The sequence below is a fragment of the Stenotrophomonas sp. STEN056 genome (genome assembly GCF_056759635.1).
Map to the genome: position 1 here is coordinate 75,230 of NZ_JBRRDL010000014.1, position 19,315 is coordinate 94,544.

Below are 19,315 nucleotides of genomic sequence, written 5' to 3' on the forward strand. Positions count from 1 at the left end.
TCTCCTGGCTGAAGTCACGCAGAAACAGCAATTGGCGGGGCAAAGCGATCCCGTGCCGCGCCCAGGCGGGCGCAGTCGGTGTGTTGCGGGGGGAGCAGCGGTGTTACGAGGTGGCGGTCATGGGGCGACGAATTCGGCGCTGTCGCCCTCCTCGCCGATCAGTACGGCGTTGGCCCAGTTGCCACAAACCCGGGCAGGTTGGCTGCCCTGCGCACCCAAGGTGCGCAGGCTCAGATGGGTTAGGCCTCGGATGTCCAGTTCCGGCTTGACCACGCCCGGCGCCTTCACCAGGCCGCTGTCGTACAACAGGCGGTCATCGCCCCACACCTGGAACTGCATGCCGCCGGCCTGGCGGCATTGGTCGTCGATGCCCAGGTCGGCACGCAGCAGTTTCCATTGGCCCTTGATACGCAGATCAACACGGCTGTCCGCACCCACACCAAGACCGCGGCGGAACTGCAGGCCGTTCATGCGCATCGGCACGTCGGCACTGAACGCGCGATCGGCGTGAACCGATGCGGCCAGCGCGGCCGGCAGCGGCAGTTGGGAGAGGAACTGCTGCTGTGCCGGCCGCTCGGCCGCCTGCTGCTCAAGAATGTGGAAGGTGGACAGCGCAATCGGCCCAACATCACGCGGCTGCAGCACATCCACCGCACGCGCGGTGTTGCCCTGGGCGGCGATCACCATCGGGTCGTTCGCCGCTTCGCCATCACCATCCGGGTTCTGCACGCTGAGCACGCGGAAGCGCAGCAGGCGACCGGCATGCGCGGCAAAGTCGATGCGCTGCAGGCCTTCCTTCAACTGCAGGCGGCCACGCGCGATGGGCTGGCCCCACTCGCCGTTGCTGTCGCCCATGTAGATTTCGTAATCGCGTACCTGGCCGTGCTTCCAATGCTTGTCGTTGCGCGGCGCCAGTTCGATGCCATCAATCAATTTGCGTTCGCCAAATCCGACTACCCACTCGTGTGCGCCGGTGCGGATGGCCTGGTTGCGCACGCTGCGGAACCAGGTGGCAGGGTCATCGTCGAATGCATTTTCCAGCGGATGGCCGGGTTCTTCTGCCGGGCGATTGACCACCAGCAGGCTGTCCGAAGGCAGGGCACGGCCCAGTTCCGGTGCAGCGGGGAACACGTCATCAGCCAGTGCGGCAGCCACCGGGAAATCGAGCTGCAGTTGCAGCGGCTGGCGGATGTCCTGCGCGGCAGTGCGCACATGCAGCGTGCCCTGACGCTCCTTCGCATCGAAGTACCAGCCTTCCGCCGCGCCCTGCAAGGCAGCAGCGTCGGCCAGTTGCGTCAGGGCACGCCCGCCCACCTGCACCGCGTGCGGCGCCTGCCGGCTCAACACACGCAAGCCGTAACGGCGCTGCGGCAGTTGCCCCTGGTATTGGCCCTGCACCGGATCAATGCGCACCTGCACCGGGCCGCTGCCCTGCGCCGGCGCCTGCACGCGGATCTGCTGCGTGCTCGATTCGCCCTTCTGGTAACGGCGCGTGCTGCCGTCGTCTTCGTACATCGTGTAGCTGGACTCGCCCTGCGGGTACAGATCGAAGGTCACTTCATCCAGCGGCTTTTCGCCGTCGAACAACATCTCCGGATACATCGGCAGAATGGCGCCGGCGCGCACGAACACCGGCAACGTCGCCAGCTCCACCTCGCGGTCCAGTTGGCGGCCCTGCGCCGGGGCCTGCACATGGCGGCCATCCCAGTAATCGAACCAACCTCCGGCCGGCAGATGGATGTCGCGACGCCAGCCACGGCTCGCCGCCTGGCTGCGGTAGACCGGCGCCACCAGCAGGTCGCGGCCGAGCAGGAATTGGTACTTGTAGGTTTCATCCTGCGCGTGCGGATCCTGCGGGTAGTCCCACATCAGCCCGCGCACCGGCGGCGCGCCACTTTGTGCGGCGTCGTGCACCAGCCCGTACATGTACGGGGTCAGGCGCATTTTCAGCTTGAGGTAGTCGCGGTTGATCGAACGGTACGGCTCGTCGAACGCCCACGGGTGCTTGCGCGCGTTCGACGACCAGCCGGACATGCCCATCAGCACCGGCGTGAAGGTTTTCCACTGCAGATCACGGGTGAAGGTTTCCGCGCTGCCGCCGAAGATCGCGTCAACATCGCCACTGGCATAGGCCATGCCCGACAGGCCCGAGCCAACCAGCGTCGGCACATGCCAGCGGATGTAATCCCAACTGCTGCTCTGGTCGCCGGTCCACGCCACCGCATAACGCTGGATGCCGGCCCAGCCCATCACCGTCCACAGGAACGGGCGCGAGTCGGAGTTGTTCAAGATGCCGTTGAATGCCTGTTGATTGGCATCCATGGCGAACTGATAGCCCTGCCCGGTCCAGGCCACGTCCAGCTTCTGCACGCGGCTGCCGGCCTTGCCCACTTCCCAGGCAATCTTGTCGACGCCGTTCTCGGTCCACAGGCCGGTTTTGAAGCCGTATTTTGCAAGCCCCTGCGCGGTTTCCGGCAGCTGCTTGTAGCCGCAGCCGTAACCATCGTTGGGCAGGATCCAGCCGCCGGGCATGTCGTGCTCGCGGTATTTGGCGGCCACGCTGTCGACCACATCCGGCGTGGTGCCGGTGGGGCCATCGCTCCAGCCTTCCGGCACGGTGCCCGGCTTCTTGCTGTTGTCGCCGTCGTTGTAGCAATCGGCATCGCCGTAGGACAGCGCCCAGCGCGCGACCATGTTCGGCCGCCCGGTCAGCTGCGTGTAGCGCTCCAGCAGGCGCTGCAGATCGGCGCCGACAAAGTAGTACGCATCAAAGCGGTCCTCGCGATGCAGCAAGGTGGCCTGGTCGGGCTGGCGCAGGTCGTAGCTGCCGTCACTCCAGGTGTTGCGCAACATGCCCCAGCCACGCGAACTGAGCAGCATCGGCGCCGGGCTCGGGCGGTCGCCTTCTTCCCAGCCACCGGAATAGGACACCTCCAGCTCGCGGCCCTTGAACTGGAACTTGCCGTTCTGCTGTCCGCCGCCGTAGAACGCTTCATCGGCCTGCGAGGACAACACCTGCACGCTTTGTTCGGCGGCCAGGTCCAGCGGCTGCAGTTCCTGCCACATCGGCACGCTGCGCTCGCCATCCAAGCGCTCCAGCCGCAGCTGCAGTGGCTGCCGTTGCACATGCAGCACCAGCGACGGCGTGCGCACGCGGATTTCCGTGGCGTCTTCTTCCAGTTGCGCCTGTACCGGCTGCAGCGGCTGCGGCAGCACGATCGGCGTGGCCTTGTTGCCGGGACCACTGAGCTTGCCCTTGCGGCCGGCCTGCACATGCACGATGTCGTTGGCCAGCACGTCGATGCGCAGCGTGGTGCCGGCATCGGTGAGCAGCTCCCAACCACGCACGCCATCGCGCGCCTCGCTGGCGGTGACCGAACGCAGATTGCCCACCGGCTCGGCCTGTGCCGACAAGGCCGGCAACAGCAACGCGGAAAGCAGGGCCAGCAGCAGCGGCGAACGACGATTGCGGTGATGCACCTTGTCTCCCAGCCCGTTCATCGAACGTTTCGATTTCAGTTGCGGCCGACTCTAGGGCAGCAAATCGAAAGATGTCAACAAAATGAAAGCAAAAAGTAAGTTGGATTTCTTCCAATCGAAAGATGCTGCATAGCACCACTTTCCATTGACCCTTGATACGCCTATTCACTTGCAACGAAAGGGTTTTACGGGAAACCTTTCGTTCGTGACCGGGTGCGCACCACGAAAGTGAGCGGCGTTATTTTCTTTTCTTTTGCTTTCGCTATTTGACATTTCGAAAGAAAACGAAGATGGTTTGCGGGCACAACAGGAATCAAGAATGGACCTCACCCTGCTTTCCGATCTGTCCACCTGGCAGCAGCTGGGCGGCACCGACACCGCTACCGAAATCGCCCAGCAGCCGCAGCTCTGGGAAACCCTGGCGGCCAATCTCGCCAATGACAGCGCGCGCCTGCAGGCGTTCCTTGGCGAGCGCCTGAACGACCCGCGCCAACGCGTGTTGTTCACCGGCGCCGGCAGTTCCGGTTTCATCGCCGAGATGGTGGCCGACGCCATCAATGCGCAGTGGCCGGCCGAGGTGCGCGTGGTGCACACCACCAGCCTGCTCACGCATCCGGCGCTGTACCTGCAACGCGACCGCCCGACCCTGCTGGTGTCGTTTGGCCGCAGCGGTTCCAGCCCGGAAAGCGTGGCCGCGGTGGAGCGCGTGCGCGCCGATGTGGACGACGCCCGTTTCCTCGACATCACCTGCAATGCCGACGGCGAGCTTGCGCGCCGTGGCGCCGGCCGCGACGACACCTGCACCCTGCTGATGCCACCGGCCAGCTGCGACCGCGCCTTTGCCATGACCAGCAGCCTCACCTGCATGTTGCTGGCGGCATTGAGCATGTTCGACCGCTCGCCCTGGGATGAACGCATTGCCCGCCTGCAACAGGTGGCCGCGTTGGCACGCACCGGCATCGCGCAATGGGATGCCGCCGTCGCCGCGCTGGCGCGCGAGCCTTTCAGCCGGGTGATCTACCTGGGCAGCGGCCCGCATGAAGCGCTGGCGCGCGAAGCCGCCTTGAAGGTGCTGGAACTCACCGCCGGGCGCGTACTGGCCATCGCCAACACCCCGCTGGGTTTCCGTCACGGGCCCAAGTCCACGCTCAACAGCCAGACCCTGGTCATCGTGTTCCGCAGCGTGCAGCCGCTGGCGCGCCGCTACGAACAGGACCTGCTGGAAGAACTGCGCAGCGATGGCGTGGCCGGCAAGGTGTTGTCGATCGGCCCGCAATCGGACATCGGCGCCGATGACGATTACACGTTGCCGGTGCCGGCCATCGCCGACAGCTGGCTTGCGCCGGTATGGCTGCCGTTCGCGCAGTTGTATGCACTGCAGCGGTCGGCCTCGCTGGGCCTGACCCCGGACAACCCGTTCCCGGACGGCACCGTCAACCGCGTCGTCAAGGGCGTGACCATCCACCATGACTGAGCCCACGCCACACGCCTGTTATGGCATCGACATCGGCGGCACCAAGATTGAGCTGGTGGCCTGCGATGCAGCAAATGAGGTGACGTGGCGCAAGCGCATCGCAACGCCGCAGGGCAGCTACGACGCCTTCCTGCAGGCGGTGATGACCCTGGTGGAAAGCGCCGATGCCGAACGCGGCTCGGCCGCTGCCGCCATCGGCATCGCCCTGCCCGGCGTGCGTGACCGCCGCACTGGTCGCCAACTCAGTGCCAACGTGCCTGCGCTCACCGGCCAATGTGTGGCGCAGGACCTGCAGGCACGCCTGCAGCGTCCACTGCGTTTCGGCAACGACCTGCAGTGCTTTGCCCTGTCTGAAGCGCACGGCGGCGCGGCCGATGGCTACGCCAGCATGTTCGGCGCCATTCTCGGCACCGGCGCCGGCGGCGGTTACTGCGTGCAGGGCCGTTTGATCAGCGGCTTCAACGGCCTGGCCGGCGAATGGGGCCACTGGAGCGTGCCGGCCAATCTGCTGCAGCGCCACGGCCTGCCACTGCTCGATTGCGGCTGCGGCCTGCGCGGCTGCGTGGAGCGTTACGTCTCCGGCAGCGGCGTGGCCATGATCGAACGCCACCTCGGCGGCAACGCCCGCAATGCCAGTGATGTCATCACCCTGGCCGATGCCGGTGATGCGCGCGCGCGACAGGCGCTGGATATCCACCGCGATCTGCTCGGCCACAGTTTCGCCGCGCTGATCCTGGCCCTGGACCCGCATGTGATCGTGCTCGGCGGTGGCCTGTCGCAGTACGCGCCGCTGTACCAGCAACTGCCGGCGGCCATCGCTGCCCATCTTTTTGCAGGCGTGGAAGTACCGCCCATCGTGCCGCCACGTTTTGGCGATGCCGGTGGCGCACGTGGTGCCGCCCTGCTCGCCTGCCAACCAAATCTTTCCTGACACCCGGGAGTTCGTCATGTCCTCGCTGCAATCCCTGCTCACCGCCCACCGCCAGGGCCAGAATGTCGGCCTGTACAGCGTCTGCTGCAGCAATGAGCAGGTGCTGCGCGCCGCCATGCAGGTGGCCACGCGCTACGGCACGGTGCTGCTGGTCGAGGCCACGTCCAACCAGGTGGACCAGTTTGGCGGTTACACCGGCATGACCCCGCCGCAGTACCGCGACTATGTGCAGGCGCTGGCCGATGAAGAAGGCTTCCCGCACGAACAGCTGTTTCTCGGCGGCGACCATCTCGGCCCCAACGCCTGGCAGAAGATGCCGGCCGCCGAAGCGATGGCCAATGCACGCGTGCTGATCGAAGCCTATGTCGCAGCCGGCTTCAACAAGATCCATCTGGACTGCAGCATGTCCTGCGCCGACGACCCCACGCCGCTGCCCGACGCCGTCGTCGCCGCACGCTCGGCCGAGCTGGCGATCATCGCCGAGCGCACCGCCGCTGCCCACACGCTTCCCATGCCGCTGTACGTGATCGGCACCGAAGTCCCCATCCCCGGTGGCGAAGCCTCGCTCGACGCGGGCCTGGCCGTCACCACGCCGGCGGCGGCCGCGCAGACGCTGGCCATCCATCAGCAGGCGTTCGATACGCCGGAACTGCGCGATGCCTGGCAGCGCGTGATTGCCATGGTGGTGCAGCCTGGCGTGGATTTCGACCACAGCAGCGTGCACGACTACGATGCTGCCGCCGCCGCCACGCTGGCCGATTTCCTGGAACAGCAGCCGCGCATCGTGTTCGAGGCGCACTCCACCGACTACCAGCGCGAAACCGGCCTGCATGCGCTGGTGCGCGACCACTTCGCCATCCTCAAGGTCGGCCCGGCGGCGACGTTTGCCTACCGCGAAGCGCTGTTCGCGCTGGCCGCCATCGAAGCCGAGCTGCTGCCCGCCGCGCAGTGCTCGCAGCTGCCGCAGGTACTGGAACAGGTGATGACCGCGCAGCCGAAGTACTGGCAGGCGCATTACCACGGCGACGCGGCCAGCCTGCGCCTGCTGCGCGCCTATGCCTTCAGCGACCGCTGCCGCTACTACTGGGGTGAGCCGGCGCTGCTGCAGGCGGTGCAGACGCTGTTCGCCAATCTTGAACAGCATGCGCCGCCGCTGGTACTGCTCAGCCAGTACCTGCCCGAGCAGTTCCGCGCGGTGCGTGCCGGGCAGTTGGCCAACACGCCCTCGGCGCTGATACAGCACCACATCGGCCTGTGCCTGGGCGAGTACGCCCGCGCCTGCAGCGCCAACCTGGCCGGTACTCGCAAGCAAACCGAAAGCTCTCAAGCTTCAGTTCTTGCGAACGGGTAATCTCTCCCCTTTCACTCCACAAGGAAGAGATGCTCATGCGCAACACACGCTCCCGCCGCCAGCAGATCCTGCAACTCCTGATCGACCAGGGCACGGTGCAGGTATCGGATCTGGTCGAGCGGTTCGGCGTGTCGGCGGTGACCATCCGCACCGACCTGGGGCAGATCGAAGTCCAGGGCCTGGCCACCCGCACCCACGGCGGCGCGACCCTGGTGCGGATGCCGCCACTGGAGCAAGACATCCATGAAAAGGATGCACTGAACCTGTCGTTGAAGGAGTCCATCGGCATGCGCGCTGCCCTGCAGGTGCACGCCGGTGACAACATCATCATCGACTCCGGCTCCACCACCATGACCCTGGCCCGGCATCTGCACGGGCACCGCGACGTCACGGTGATGACCAACGGCCTGAACATCGCCTGGGAACTGGCCAACGCACCGGGCGTGAACGTGCTGCTCACCGGCGGCCTGCTGCGCAAGCAGTCGCTGTCGCTGCAGGGCAACCAGGCCGAATCCAGCCTCACTTCCTACAGTTTCGACACCTTGTTCCTTGGCGTGGACGGGCTGGACCTGCAGTTCGGCCTCACCACCCACGACGAGAACGAAGCCCGCCTCAACCACCGCATGGTCGAGCGCGCCCGCCGCATCGTGGTGCTGACCGACGCGTCCAAGTTCGGCCGGGTCAGCCTGCACCGCATCGCCCGCCTGGACCAGATCCAGGCCATCATCACCGACCCGGGCATCGACAGTGCCACCCGCGAGGGCCTGCAGCAGCAGGGGATCGAGGTGATCATCGCCGAGCCCTCCCCGCCATGACCGACACCCGCACCCTGCACGGCCGCATCCTCACTCCGTTGGGCTGGCGCCGCGGCCACGTTCACTTCGACCAACAACAGATTCTGTCGCTTGACGTGGGAGACCACGCCGGCGATGCCACGCAGCTGCCGGTGATCCTGCCCGGCTTCATCGACCTGCACGTCCATGGCGGCGCCGGTGTCGATCTGATGCAGGGCGGCGATGTCGCCCGCACCATCGCCCGCACCCACGCCCGCCACGGCACCACCACCCTGCTCGGCACCACCATGACCGCCGCGTTCGAGGAAATCGAACACGCATTGCACGGTTTGGCCCAGGTGATCGCCACACCGGATGCGGACGCTGCGCAGATCATCGGCGTACATCTGGAAGGCCCGTTCATCAGCCCGCAGCGGCTCGGCGCACAGCCGCCGCGCACGTTGGAAGCCACGTTGGAGTCCGTGCAGCACCTGCACGCACTGGCACCGATCAAGGTGCTGACCATCGCCCCGGAAATCGGCCAGCATGCCGCGTTGATTCCCGCCCTCGCGGCGATGGGCATCCGCGTGCAGGTCGGCCACAGCGCCGGCACCTACGAAGACGGCGTGGCCGCCCTGCAGGCCGGCGCCACCGGCTTCACTCATCTGTTCAACGGCATGACCGGCGTTGATCACCGCACACCCGGCATCGCCGCTGCCGCATTGGCACACGCGCAGTACGCCGAACTCATTCCCGACCTGCAGCATGTGCACCCGGGCGTGATCCGCATGGCCGTGCGCGCCATTCCGCGCCTGTATGCCGTCACCGATGCCACCGCCGCCACCGGCATGCCCGACGGCGAATACGCCCTGGGCGAGCAGCGCGTGCACAAATGCCTGGGCTGCGTGCGGCTTGCCAGCGGTTCGCTCGCCGGCAGCGCACTGACCATGGATCAAGCACTGCGCAATCTGGTTGATGTCGGCCTGGAACTGGCCGACGCATCGCAACGTGTTTCCACCATTCAAGCCGACTACCTGGGCCTGGAAGACCGTGGCCGCATCGCGCCCGGCCTGCGCGCGGACATGGTGGTGCTGGACCCGCAGTTGCAGTTGCAGCAGGTGTGGATCAACGGCCATTCGGTCGATCTGCACTGATTCCCTGTAGTACCGGGCCATGCTCGGCATTGGCCTACCCGGCAATTCCAAAACGCATCACCTGTAGTGCCGAGCCATGCTCGGCATTGGCCTACCCAGCAATCCCAAAACGCATCACCTGTAGTGCCGAGCCATGCTCGGCATTGACCTACCCGGCAATCCCAAAACGCATCACCTGTAGTGCCGAGCCATGCTCGGCATTGGCCTTTATCGACAACGTCCCTGCCGAGCATGGCTCGGCACTACACAACCCTGCCCCAGGAACGCGCCGATGACCGACACCACTTTTCCCGTGCCCGCCAGCGACGCCGCGCCGCGTTGGCCAGTGCGCTATCTCCTTTTCATCGCCGGCCTCGGCGGCCTGCTGTACGGCATCGACATCGGCATCATTGCCGGCGCCCTGCCCTATCTGGAAGCCACCGCCAGCCATGCCTGGCAGTTGAGCAGCCAGCAACTCGGCTTCGTGGTCGCGGCAGTGTTGCTGGGCAGCGTGTTATCCTCGTTGTTCGCCGGGCTGATCGCCGACCTCATCGGCCGGCGCGGCGCGATGCTGCTGGCCGGCGTGCTGTTCACCGCCAGCATCCCGGTCATGGCGCTGGCATCCGGCTACACACCGCTGCTGCTTGGTCGCCTGTTGCAGGGCATCAGCGGCGGCCTGATCGGCGTGGTGGTGCCGCTGTACCTGGCCGAAGTGCTGGCACCGGAACGTCGCGGGCGTGGCGCGGCAATGTTCCAGCTGCTGCTCACCATCGGCCTGGTGCTGGCGGCGCTGATCGGTCTCTACCATGCCCATGCAGTAGATGCCGCCGCCGAAACCGTGCGCAACATGCCGCTGGTGCAACAGGCGCAGGAGCTGTTCGCGGTCAAGGATCACGCGTGGCGCACCATTTTCTGGAGCTGCCTGCTGCCGGGCGTGGTGTTCTGCGTTGGCGTGCTGTGGCTGTCCGAATCACCGCGCTGGCTGGTACAGCGCGGCCGCATCGACGCCGCACGGCAGAGCCTGCAACGCACCTTGCCGGCCGCACAGGTGGAAAGCACCCTGCAGCAGATCCAGGCGCCGGCTGTCGCCCAGGCCGACGGCAAGCGCGACCGCCTGCTCAGTCGTCGCTACGTGGTGCCGTTCCTGCTGGCCTGCCTGATCCTGGCCTTCACCCAGGCCACCGGCATCAATTCGATCCTGGCTTACGCGGTCAACATCCTCAATCAAGCCGGCCTGCCCGGCTCGGCCGCCAACAGTGCCGACGTCGCCATCAAACTGCTCAATGCGGTGATGACCGTGGCCGCACTGCTGCTGGTGGACCGCAAGGGCCGCAAGTTCCTGTTGATGCTCGGCAGCGGTGGCATCTGCCTGGCGTTGCTTGCCTCGGCCATGCTGTTCTTCAAGGCCGAACAGGGCCGCGCGGATGTACAGCCGCTGCTGCAGCAGGCGGTGCTCGATGACCGCCTGCAACTGGACCTGGACGCCGCGCAATGGCAGCAACTGGCCGGCGCGCGCATGCACGGTCAACAGCCGCTGCAGCTGACGCTGTCCTACTCCTACGGTGGTTTCAGCGACGTGCGCTCCCTGCGCAGCGACAATGCCAGCGATCACCAGGTCAACATTCAACGCGACGCCACCGTGCGCGCGGACAGCGTCATCGGCAGCTTCTTCCGCCGCCTGCACCTGAATCCCTTCCCCGACCCGAGCGTGGCCGCGAACGCGCCCTTGAAGATCGAGCAGGCCTGGATCGGCCCGGTGCCCACACCGACGCACGGCTGGATGGTGGCGGCCTGCATCCTGGTGTTCGTTGCGTTTTTCGCGGTGGGCCCTGGCGTCTGCGTATGGCTGGCACTGTCCGAGCTGATGCCCAACCGCATCCGCTCCAACGGCATGAGCATCGCCCTGCTGATCAACCAGTTCGTCTCCACCACCATCGCCGCAGTGTTCCTGCCGACGGTCGGCCACTACGGCTACGCCAGCATGTTCCTGTTCTGGGCCGGCTGCACCTTCGTGTTCTTCCTGGTCGCCGCCTTCTGGATGCCCGAAACCAAGGGCAAGACGCTGGAACAGATCGAAGCGCATTTCCGCTGAGTGCGGCGTAGGGGCCAGAATCAAGAGCCCCCTCATCCGCCCTCCGGGCACCTTCTCCCGCTTGCGGGAGAAGGGACGGCTGGCATTGCTATATGCCGATATATTGCTTGTGCTCCGGCATCCGCTCTTCGCAACTAAAGCTCAGTCAGCAGAAAACCTGGCCATCCCTTCTCCCGCAAACGGGAGAAGGGACTGCTGGCATTGCTGTGTGCCGATGTATTGCCTGTGCTCCGGCTTGCGCTCTTCGCAAGCAAGGCTCAGCCAGCAGAGAACCTGCTGTCCCTTCTCCCGCCTGCGGGAGAAGGTGCCCGGAGGGCGGATGAGGGGGCTTCTGCTCTTCTACGCTTCTAAAGCTCCCGATCCCCAAACGCAAACGGCCGCCCCAAGGCGGCCGTTCTTTGCAAACAGGCGCAAGCGCCTGTCAGCGGGATTACTCGGCGGCGGCAGCAGCTGCAGCGGCCTTGGCGGCCAGACGAGCAACCTTGGCCTGCTGGGCAGCGGCCAGATCTTCCTTGATGCGAGCAGCCTTGCCTTCCAGGCCACGCAGGTAGTACAGCTTACCGGCGCGAACCTTGCCGCGGCGCTTCACTTCAACCGAGTCGATCACGGCGCTGTGGGTCTGGAAGACGCGCTCCACGCCGTAGCCGTGCGAGATCTTGCGCACGGTGAAAGCGGAGTTCAGGCCGGCATTCTTGGTGCCGATCACGACGCCTTCGTAGGCCTGCACGCGCTCGCGGTTGCCTTCCTTCACCTTCACATTCACCACGACGATGTCGCCCTGGCTGAACTTCGGCAGTTCGCGGGTGACCTGGGCGGATTCAAACTCCGCGACGATGGACTTGTTCAGCTTGCTCATTGGATTACACCGATTGTTCGGGTGGGCGTGTCATTCGACAGCGGGGTCTTATGCAGTCACCGGATTGCGCTGCACGTTTGTTGTTTTGTTTCCAACGCCAGCCACAAGACGCCGACGGGAACTCGCAATTCTAACCTAGGAATCGCCCTTGGCGCCAGTAGGCTCTTGATCTGTCTCCGCAAGGGCCTGGCGGGCCTCGGCCAGCAGCTTGCGGTCGGCCTTTCCCAGCCCGGCCTCGTCCAGCAGGTCCGGCCGTCGCAAAGCGGTACGCAGCAAGGATTGCTGCCTGCGCCAGCGCGCGATGGCGGCGTGGTTGCCCGAGCGCAGCACGTCCGGCACATCCCCCAACGCGTGGCTGGACGGCTGGCTGTAGTGCGGGCAGTCCAGCAGGCCATCTCCCTCGAAACTGTCCTGAACCGCCGATTCAGCATCGTTCAGCGCCCCCTCCTGCAAGCGGGTCACAGCATCGATGATCACCGCCGCGCCCAGTTCGCCACCGGACAGCACGTAATCCCCCAGGGAAATCTCCTCGTCCACTTCGGCCGCCAGAAAGCGCTCGTCCACGCCTTCATAACGCCCGCACAGCAGGATCATCCGCGGCAGTGCCGCCAGTTCCCGGACCTTGGCCTGGGTCAACGGCCGCCCCTGCGGGCTGAGATAGATCAACGGCGCCGGCTGCGGATCCGATGCACGCGCAGCGGCCAGGGCGGCGCGCAACGGTTCGATCAGCATCACCATGCCCGGGCCACCGCCGAACGGCCGGTCATCCACCCGCCGGTAGTTGCCCTCGGCAAAATCGCGCGGATTCCAGCCATGCAGCTCCAGCAGGCCACGCTCCTGCGCGCGCCCCACCACGCCCAGCGCAGCGGACTGGGCGAGGAATTCAGGAAACAAGCTGATGACGTCGATACGCATTGGAGCTGGGATTCAGGAGCCGGGATTGGAGATTCGTGAAAACAGGGGTTGTCCGGTGCCAGCTGAGTGGCCGGCAGGCGGGATTCAAGCAGCCGGCCTGGGCATCGAGCGGATTCGCCTTTGCGATTCCCTGTTCCCGACTCCCTGTTCCCGGCTGTCGCTCAGAACTCCGGATCCCAGTCGACCACGATCAGGTTGGCCTGGAAATCCACCGATTTGACGAAATCGTCCATCACGAACGGCACCATGCGCTCGCGATCACCACGCACCACCAGCACATCGTTGGAGCCCGTGCTGAACAGGTGCGAAGCCTGGCCCAGCTTCACGCCTTCAACGGTCTGCACGTCCAGGCCTTCAAGATCGACCCAGTAATACTCGTCGGGCTTGGGCGGCGGCAGTGCGCTGCGGGGGATGTAGATTTCGGTACCGCGCATGGACTCGACCACATCACGGTCGGTCACGCCGGGAAACACCGCTACCAGGTGCTTGCCCGAATCACGGCCACGCACACCCGACAACTCGGACTCCTGGCCTGCGGGAGTCCGCAGAATCCACGGCTGGTATTTGAATATGGCTGAACGCGGCTCGGTCCAGGACTCGAGCTTGAGTTCGCCGCGCACACCAAAAGCGCCGGCAACCCTGCCCAGCAGGATCCGGCGCTCGGAATCTTTCTTCATGTCGTAAACAGTCGGGGGGCGCGGGGGGGGGCCCCGGCGCGGCGAGGGCCCGCCCGCCCGGCGGGGGGGTGGCGGGCGCCGCCCACCCCAGACCCCCCGCCAACCGGGCCCAGCTGGACCCGGCGCGCGGAATTTTACTCCAGGGCGTAACCCGGCGGCCCGCGCTTTCGCGGGGCCCGTCAGGATCAGGCCGCAGCGGCCTGGGCCTTGGTCGCTTCCTTGTACAGGTTGCGAACCTTGTCGGTCAGCTGGGCGCCGTTGGCAACCCACTTGTCGACAGCGGCGATATCCAGCACCACGCGCTGCTCGGCGCCCTGGGCGACCGGGTTGTAGTAGCCGACGCGCTCGATGTTGCGGCCGTCACGGGCGCTACGGACGTCGGTCACGATGATGTGGTAGAACGGACGCTTCTTGGCGCCGCCGCGGGTCAGTCGAATCTTGACCATGGTGGTGTTTTCCTATGTTGCCCAGTCGCCAGGATGGCGCGGTAAGCCGGCGATTATAGCGGCGCCTACCGTCCATTCCAACCCCGCCCTTATGGCCCAAGCTGAACAGGCTGATGGCTTGGTACGGCTGACCATTCCGGTCTGAGGCTTGCCGGGCCTTCGGCTTCCTGCTGAAAGCATCCCTTCCCCGTCCTCCCCTTGCCTGCAACAAAGGGAGGGGGCCGAGCCTGCAATTGCAGACAAAACTGCTGCGCTTCTCCGCCTTTGCTTCTGCGCCGTAACTGCTGCGCTTCGACTTCAGCTCTTCAACTGCTGCTGCAGCTGTTGCTATTGCCCTCTCCCTTTGCAGCAGGCAAGGGGGCCGGGGAGAGGTTGCCCGTAATCCAGCAACAGCTACTCCCTAAATCACCAACCAAGGCTCCTCATCCAGCGCCCGCTGCAACCGCTGCAACAGCGGTTCCGATTGCACAAACGGCACATCACCCACCCGCGACAACGGCCACATGCCGCTGGCATTGCAGGCAACTGCTCCGGAAAAACCTGCCAGCGTCGCCAGTCCCTGCGCACGCCGCACCTGCGCTTGCCCCAGCCGATCCAACCCGGCAATCAGCAATTGCTCCGTGACGCCGCGCAAGGCCGCTGCCTGCGGCCACACCACCTGCGCGCCATCCCAGAACGCCAAATTCCAGGTACTGCCCTCACTTACGTTGCCCGCACCGTCGACGAACACCACATCGTCGAACCCCTCGCGCATGGCCTGCCGCCGGTGATGGAACAACGGGAACGTACCGACATGTTTGATATGCGCCAAGTCGCGCTGATAGCGCAGCGGCGCAACCGTGCGTGCGGTCGTCGGGATCGTGGCTGGCGCAGCAATGCCGATCAACACATCCACCGGCACAACGCGCAGTGGCTGGCGGAAATCGAACGCACGCGAAAACACGGTAATCCGCACCGAGGCATCGCGCGCACCGCACTGCGCCAGCGCATCCTTCAGCCACACAGTAAGTTGGGCGACATCCAGCCTGGCATCAAACAACTCGTGCGTGGCTTGCTGCAAGCGCTGCTGATGCAACGCCCATCCCTGCACCGCGCCATTGCGCACCTGCAACGAGGTGAAGTGGCCGTAGTTGACCAACGCTGCGCCCAACACATTGGCGTCAGCAGGCTGTCCGTTGCAGAACAGGCGGCTCACAGCAACGCCCTTGCCTGCGCCCACATCATCCGCAGGATGTCGGCTGCCGGCGCGCCGCGCGCCATCCACGCCGATTGCCCAGCCCAGGCCTGCATTGCATCAATCCGGCCATCGGCATTGGCCTGTTTGCGCATCCCCGTAGTCAACCCGCGCTGCACTGGATACGGCCGTGGCGGCGGCGCATCGGCAGTTGCCGCCGCATGCACATACGCGGTATTCAACGCCCGCCCCAGGCGGCCACTGAAGGCGCGCGTCGTGCGCGTGCCCTCCGGCTCGGCATCGGCCAAGGCCTGCTGCCACGCCAGCGGAATATCGGATTCATCTGCCGCCAGGAACGCCGTCCCCACCTGCACGGCGCTGGCGCCCAGCAACAGGGCCGCCGCGACGCCACGGCCATCGGCGATACCGCCGGCGGCAATCACCGGCACCTGCAGGTTGTCCACCAGACGCGGCAACAGTGCGAACAGCCCACTCATCTGCAGTTCGGCCTGCGCCGCGTCGAACGCGCCACGATGACCGCCGGCCTCCATGCCCTGCGCGACCACGGCATCCGCCCCGGCCGCCTGCGCCTGCAACGCCTCTCCCAGGGTGGTTGCGCAGGCAAACCAGGCAATGCCGGCAGCCTTCAGCCGCTGCACCTGTGCAGCAGAAAACACGCCCATGATGGTCGAGGCCACCGCTGGCCGGGCCTGGATCAATGCATCGAACTGGGCATCAAAATCTGCCGGCCCTGCCTCGGCGGCAGTTGCGGCGACCGGCGGGCCCCATTGGCCGAGAAAATCGCGCGTAGCGGCTTCGGCAGCGGCATCGCGTGCGGGCGCCGGATCCGGCACCCACAGGTTGACCTGGGCCGGCCCCCGCGACTGCTTGCCGAACGCCTCCATCCATTGGCCGATATCTTCCGGCGTGGACAGCACCGCGCCCATCGCGCCCATGCCGCCGGCGTTGGCCACTGCCGCCGACAGCGGCACCGGACAGGCGCCGGCCATCGGCGCGAGCAGCAGCGGAAGTTCGACACCGAAGCGTTCGCAGAACGCCCCGGACCGGGAGGCAATGGCGGGGTTGTGCATGGCGGCGGATCTACCGCCGGTGCCGGCCCTGCTCAGCGAAGCGAGAGGGCGTAGGACCGCACCAGCTGGCTGTCCATCTCTTCGTTGAAAGTGAAGTTCACATACTGGGCGTCATCGGCGGCGAAATCCACATCCACCCGCGAGCGCCCGATTTCGGTACCCGCTTCATCCAGCGCACGCGCCATGAAAGCGCCCTTGTACGGCTTGGTGGCAACCACATAGACCGACGCGTCCTTGGAGCCCACGCCGCGGCTCTTGCCCAGGGTCACGGTCATGCCGTTGCTTGCGAGCGACGGATCCACGTCCAGCTTCAGCGACATGCGCTTGTCCACGCCCTCGCCCAGGCCTGCGACGAAGTCGGTGGCCGTGCCGCTGATGGCGCTGCCGGTGCGTTGCGACAACGAGCGGTCATCACCACATGCGGTGAGTGCCAGTACCAGTGCAGCCAGACAAATTCCCTGTTTCATGCGCATTTTCTCTTCCTTTTGTTTTAGTTCGACTGCCTGATCAACGGAACGGCAAACCACCCTTGCCACCCATGGCGCCGAGCATGCCCTTCATGTTGCGCATCATGCCCTTCATGCCGCCACCGGCCAGCTTGCCCATCATTTTTTCCATCTGCATGTACTGCTTCATCAGCTTGTTGACGTCCGCCGGCTGGGTGCCGGAGCCGCGGGCGATGCGGGCGCGACGCGAACCATTGAGCAGGCCCGGATTGCGGCGCTCCTTCTTGGTCATCGAGTTGATGATGGCGATCATGCGCGGCACTTCCTTGCTTTGCGACGCCTGCTGCTTGAGGTGCTCGGGGATCTGCCCCAGGCCCGGCAGCTTGTCCATCAGGCCGCCGATGCCGCCCATGTTCTGCATCTGCTCCAACTGGTCGCGCATGTCGTTCAGGTCGAACTTCTTGCCCTTGGCGACCTTCTCGGCCAGCTTCTGTGCCTTGTCCTTGTCGACCTGCTGCTCGACCTGCTCCACCAGCGACAGCACGTCGCCCATATCCAGGATGCGGCTGGCCACGCGCTCGGGGTGGAACACGTCCAGGCCGTCAACCTTTTCGCCGGTACCTGTGAATTTGATCGGCTTGCCGGTGATGTAGCGCACGCTCAGCGCGGCGCCGCCACGGGCGTCACCATCGGTCTTGGTCAGCACCACGCCGGTCAGCGGCAGTGCCTCGCCGAAGGCCTTGGCGGTGTTGGCCGCATCCTGGCCGGTCATCGAGTCGACCACGAACAGCGTTTCGGCCGGGTTGACTGCCGCGTGCAGGGCCTTGATCTCGGCCATCATCGCTTCGTCAATGGCCAGGCGGCCGGCGGTATCGACCAGCAGCACATCAGCAAAGGACTTGCGCGCGTCATCGATGGCCGCGCGGACGATGTCCACCGGCTTCTGGTCAGCCGCGGACGGGAAGAACAGCACGCCAACCTGGTCGGCCAGCGTCTTGAGCTGCTCGATGGCGGCCGGGCGATAGACGTCGGCCGAAACCACCATCACCTTCTTCTTGCGCTTTTCCTTCAGGTGCTTGGCCAGCTTGCCGACCGTGGTGGTCTTGCCGGCGCCCTGCAGGCCTGCCATCAGGATGATGGCCGGGGCCGGCACGTTGAGGTTCAGGTCGGTAGCCTGCGAACCCATCACTGCGGTCAGCTCGTCGCGCACGATCTTGATCAGCGCCTGGCCCGGGGTCAGCGACTTGAGCACTTCCTGGCCGACCGCGCGGACCTTGATCTTCTCCACCAGCGCCTGCACCACCGGCAGGGCCACATCGGCCTCCAGCAGGGCGATGCGCACTTCGCGGGTGGCCTCGCGGATGTTCTCCTCGGTCAGGCGGCCGCGCCCACGCAGGCGCTCGATGGTGCCGGAAAGGCGCTGGGTCAATGACTCGAACATGCGATGGAACCTGCGGAAATCGTGGAAACAGAGGCGGCAAGTATAGCGGGCGCCCATGCGCCCCGTCGGATCGCATCGCCAGCAGCGGGCCCGTGTGCGAAACTGACCCGATGACAATCGTTCTCATTGCCGCGATCCTCTACCTGCTGGCCACGGCCCTGCTTGTTCGCGGCCTGGCGGCCGACCGCACGCCCCCGCCGCGCAGCTGGCTGCTGCCTGCCATTGCCGCAGCGGTGTTGCACGGTGGCTACCACCTGATGGTGGCGCTGCGGACCGCCGGCGGCCCGGACATGCACTTCTTCGCCGCGCTGTCGCTGGTCGGGCTGGGAATGACGATATTGACCGCACTGGTGGGCGCGCGCGGGCGCATGGCCGCGCTGGGCGTGCTGGTGTTCCCGATGTCCGCCATTTTGCTGCTGGCGTACCACGGCTATGGCCATGAGCCGAGCAAGCTGCTGGGCTGGCGCCTGGCCGCGCACGCCTGGCTGGCACTGCTGGCCTACGCCACGCTGAGCATCGCCGCGCTGCTGGCCATCATGCTGTGGCTGCAGGAGCGCGCCCTGCGTCGCCGCGAATTCCGCCCGTGGCTGCGTGCGCTGCCCCCGTTGTCCGATCTGGAAACGCTGTTGTTCCGCACCATCACGGTCGGTTTCAGCCTGCTGACGTTGACCTTGGTCACCGGCGTGCTGTTCGTCGATGACCTTTTGGCGCAGAAGCTGGTGCACAAGACGGTGCTCAGCGTGTTGTCGTGGATCGTGTTCGGCACCTTGCTGATCGGCCGCCGCCGTTACGGCTGGCGCGGCAGCAAGGCCGTGCATTGGACCCTGAGCGCGATGGCCCTGCTGCTGCTGGCCTTCTTCGGCAGCCGCTTTGTAATTGAGCTGGTGCTGGGCCGCGGCTGAACCCCGACCTGTAGTGGGGGGGGGGGGGGGGGGGGGGGGGGGGGGGGCGGGGCAGCGGCCCCCGCGCGGGCGGCGGAGCGCGCGGGGGGTGGTGGGCAGGGACGGGCGCGCCGCGCGACCGCCCCGCCACCCC

16 protein-coding genes are annotated in these 19,315 nt (G+C 66.0%); 7 read left to right on the forward strand and 9 right to left on the reverse strand.

The features are described 5' to 3' along the window. Positions 1-117 precede the first annotated feature (117 nt). Positions 118-3,501, reverse strand: a complete 3,384-nt coding sequence (locus tag ACVOLO_RS09600; protein WP_481570028.1) for a TIM-barrel domain-containing protein — start codon at positions 3,499-3,501, stop codon at positions 118-120. A gap of 298 nt (positions 3,502-3,799) precedes the next feature. Here ACVOLO_RS09600 and ACVOLO_RS09605 point away from each other — a divergent pair, with 298 nt between their 5' ends. The 6 genes from ACVOLO_RS09605 to ACVOLO_RS09630 all read left to right on the forward strand — a co-directional run bounded on the left by ACVOLO_RS09605 (position 3,800) and on the right by ACVOLO_RS09630 (position 11,234). Beyond that, positions 3,800-4,954 carry an SIS domain-containing protein gene (locus tag ACVOLO_RS09605; protein WP_481570029.1) on the forward strand — a complete coding sequence of 385 codons (1,155 nt, stop codon included), beginning with the start codon at positions 3,800-3,802 and terminating at the stop codon, positions 4,952-4,954. Next, positions 4,947-5,885 (forward strand): ROK family protein, encoded by a 939-nt coding sequence (locus ACVOLO_RS09610; RefSeq protein WP_481570030.1) that lies wholly within the window; start codon positions 4,947-4,949, stop codon positions 5,883-5,885. The genes ACVOLO_RS09605 and ACVOLO_RS09610 overlap by 8 nt, the downstream gene beginning before the upstream one ends. Positions 5,886-5,901: 16 nt before the next feature. Beyond that, positions 5,902-7,236, forward strand: coding sequence for a D-tagatose-bisphosphate aldolase, class II, non-catalytic subunit (locus ACVOLO_RS09615; protein WP_481570031.1), 1,335 nt, complete (start codon positions 5,902-5,904; stop codon positions 7,234-7,236). A 35-nt stretch (positions 7,237-7,271) separates the two neighbouring features. Then, positions 7,272-8,051: a DeoR family transcriptional regulator gene (locus ACVOLO_RS09620; RefSeq protein ID WP_481570032.1), complete on the forward strand. Its 780-nt coding sequence runs from the start codon at positions 7,272-7,274 to the stop codon at positions 8,049-8,051. Further along, positions 8,048-9,163: an N-acetylglucosamine-6-phosphate deacetylase gene (gene nagA, locus ACVOLO_RS09625; RefSeq protein WP_481570033.1), complete on the forward strand. Its 1,116-nt coding sequence runs from the start codon at positions 8,048-8,050 to the stop codon at positions 9,161-9,163. The genes ACVOLO_RS09620 and nagA overlap by 4 nt, the downstream gene beginning before the upstream one ends. Positions 9,164-9,434: 271 nt before the next feature. Further along, positions 9,435-11,234 (forward strand): MFS transporter, encoded by a 1,800-nt coding sequence (locus tag ACVOLO_RS09630; protein ID WP_481570034.1) that lies wholly within the window; start codon positions 9,435-9,437, stop codon positions 11,232-11,234. Between the two features lie 430 nt (positions 11,235-11,664). Here ACVOLO_RS09630 and rplS read toward each other — a convergent pair whose 3' ends face one another. From rplS to ffh, 8 genes are all read right to left on the reverse strand, one after another. Continuing rightward, positions 11,665-12,090 carry a 50S ribosomal protein L19 gene (gene rplS / locus ACVOLO_RS09635; protein ID WP_481570035.1) on the reverse strand — a complete coding sequence of 142 codons (426 nt, stop codon included), beginning with the start codon at positions 12,088-12,090 and terminating at the stop codon, positions 11,665-11,667. Positions 12,091-12,225: 135 nt separating this feature from the next. Then, positions 12,226-13,005: a tRNA (guanosine(37)-N1)-methyltransferase TrmD gene (gene trmD / locus ACVOLO_RS09640; RefSeq protein WP_481570037.1), complete on the reverse strand. Its 780-nt coding sequence runs from the start codon at positions 13,003-13,005 to the stop codon at positions 12,226-12,228. Between the two features lie 161 nt (positions 13,006-13,166). Then, on the reverse strand, positions 13,167-13,682 hold the full coding sequence (gene rimM, locus ACVOLO_RS09645; RefSeq protein WP_481570038.1) for a ribosome maturation factor RimM: 516 nt from the start codon (positions 13,680-13,682) through the stop codon (positions 13,167-13,169). Positions 13,683-13,867: 185 nt separating this feature from the next. Then, positions 13,868-14,128, reverse strand: coding sequence for a 30S ribosomal protein S16 (gene rpsP / locus ACVOLO_RS09650; RefSeq protein ID WP_054664242.1), 261 nt, complete (start codon positions 14,126-14,128; stop codon positions 13,868-13,870). A gap of 400 nt (positions 14,129-14,528) precedes the next feature. Further along, the gene (locus ACVOLO_RS09655; protein ID WP_481570039.1) at positions 14,529-15,323 is read right to left on the reverse strand and encodes an aminotransferase class IV family protein; all 795 of its coding nucleotides are present in this window, start codon (positions 15,321-15,323) and stop codon (positions 14,529-14,531) included. Then, a complete protein-coding gene (locus tag ACVOLO_RS09660; RefSeq protein ID WP_481570040.1) occupies positions 15,320-16,393 on the reverse strand; it encodes an NAD(P)H-dependent flavin oxidoreductase in 1,074 nt (357 codons plus the stop codon). The genes ACVOLO_RS09655 and ACVOLO_RS09660 overlap by 4 nt, the downstream gene beginning before the upstream one ends. Before the next feature lie 32 nt (positions 16,394-16,425). Further along, on the reverse strand, positions 16,426-16,860 hold the full coding sequence (locus ACVOLO_RS09665; protein WP_481570042.1) for a hypothetical protein: 435 nt from the start codon (positions 16,858-16,860) through the stop codon (positions 16,426-16,428). A gap of 40 nt (positions 16,861-16,900) precedes the next feature. Continuing rightward, positions 16,901-18,280, reverse strand: a complete 1,380-nt coding sequence (ffh, locus tag ACVOLO_RS09670; protein WP_481570043.1) for a signal recognition particle protein — start codon at positions 18,278-18,280, stop codon at positions 16,901-16,903. Between the two features lie 110 nt (positions 18,281-18,390). Here ffh and ACVOLO_RS09675 point away from each other — a divergent pair, with 110 nt between their 5' ends. Further along, the gene (locus tag ACVOLO_RS09675; protein WP_481570044.1) at positions 18,391-19,182 is read left to right on the forward strand and encodes a cytochrome C assembly family protein; all 792 of its coding nucleotides are present in this window, start codon (positions 18,391-18,393) and stop codon (positions 19,180-19,182) included. Positions 19,183-19,315 lie beyond the last annotated feature (133 nt).

Excerpts from the sequence above, each read along its gene's own strand:
- rpsP (WP_054664242.1), bottom strand. The coding sequence starts at position 14,128 with ATGGTCAAGATTCGACTGACCCGCGGCGGCGCCAAGAAGCGTCCGTTC.
- ACVOLO_RS09600 (WP_481570028.1), bottom strand. The coding sequence starts at position 3,501 with ATGAACGGGCTGGGAGACAAGGTGCATCACCGCAATCGTCGTTCGCCG.
- ffh (WP_481570043.1), bottom strand. The coding sequence starts at position 18,280 with ATGTTCGAGTCATTGACCCAGCGCCTTTCCGGCACCATCGAGCGCCTG.
- nagA (WP_481570033.1), top strand. The coding sequence starts at position 8,048 with ATGACCGACACCCGCACCCTGCACGGCCGCATCCTCACTCCGTTGGGC.
- ACVOLO_RS09615 (WP_481570031.1), top strand. The coding sequence starts at position 5,902 with ATGTCCTCGCTGCAATCCCTGCTCACCGCCCACCGCCAGGGCCAGAAT.
- ACVOLO_RS09610 (WP_481570030.1), top strand. The coding sequence starts at position 4,947 with ATGACTGAGCCCACGCCACACGCCTGTTATGGCATCGACATCGGCGGC.
- ACVOLO_RS09665 (WP_481570042.1), bottom strand. The coding sequence starts at position 16,860 with ATGAAACAGGGAATTTGTCTGGCTGCACTGGTACTGGCACTCACCGCA.
- rimM (WP_481570038.1), bottom strand. The coding sequence starts at position 13,682 with ATGAAGAAAGATTCCGAGCGCCGGATCCTGCTGGGCAGGGTTGCCGGC.
- ACVOLO_RS09630 (WP_481570034.1), top strand. The coding sequence starts at position 9,435 with ATGACCGACACCACTTTTCCCGTGCCCGCCAGCGACGCCGCGCCGCGT.
- ACVOLO_RS09620 (WP_481570032.1), top strand. The coding sequence starts at position 7,272 with ATGCGCAACACACGCTCCCGCCGCCAGCAGATCCTGCAACTCCTGATC.
- ACVOLO_RS09605 (WP_481570029.1), top strand. The coding sequence starts at position 3,800 with ATGGACCTCACCCTGCTTTCCGATCTGTCCACCTGGCAGCAGCTGGGC.
- ACVOLO_RS09660 (WP_481570040.1), bottom strand. The coding sequence starts at position 16,393 with ATGCACAACCCCGCCATTGCCTCCCGGTCCGGGGCGTTCTGCGAACGC.
- rplS (WP_481570035.1), bottom strand. The coding sequence starts at position 12,090 with ATGAGCAAGCTGAACAAGTCCATCGTCGCGGAGTTTGAATCCGCCCAG.
- trmD (WP_481570037.1), bottom strand. The coding sequence starts at position 13,005 with ATGCGTATCGACGTCATCAGCTTGTTTCCTGAATTCCTCGCCCAGTCC.
- ACVOLO_RS09675 (WP_481570044.1), top strand. The coding sequence starts at position 18,391 with ATGACAATCGTTCTCATTGCCGCGATCCTCTACCTGCTGGCCACGGCC.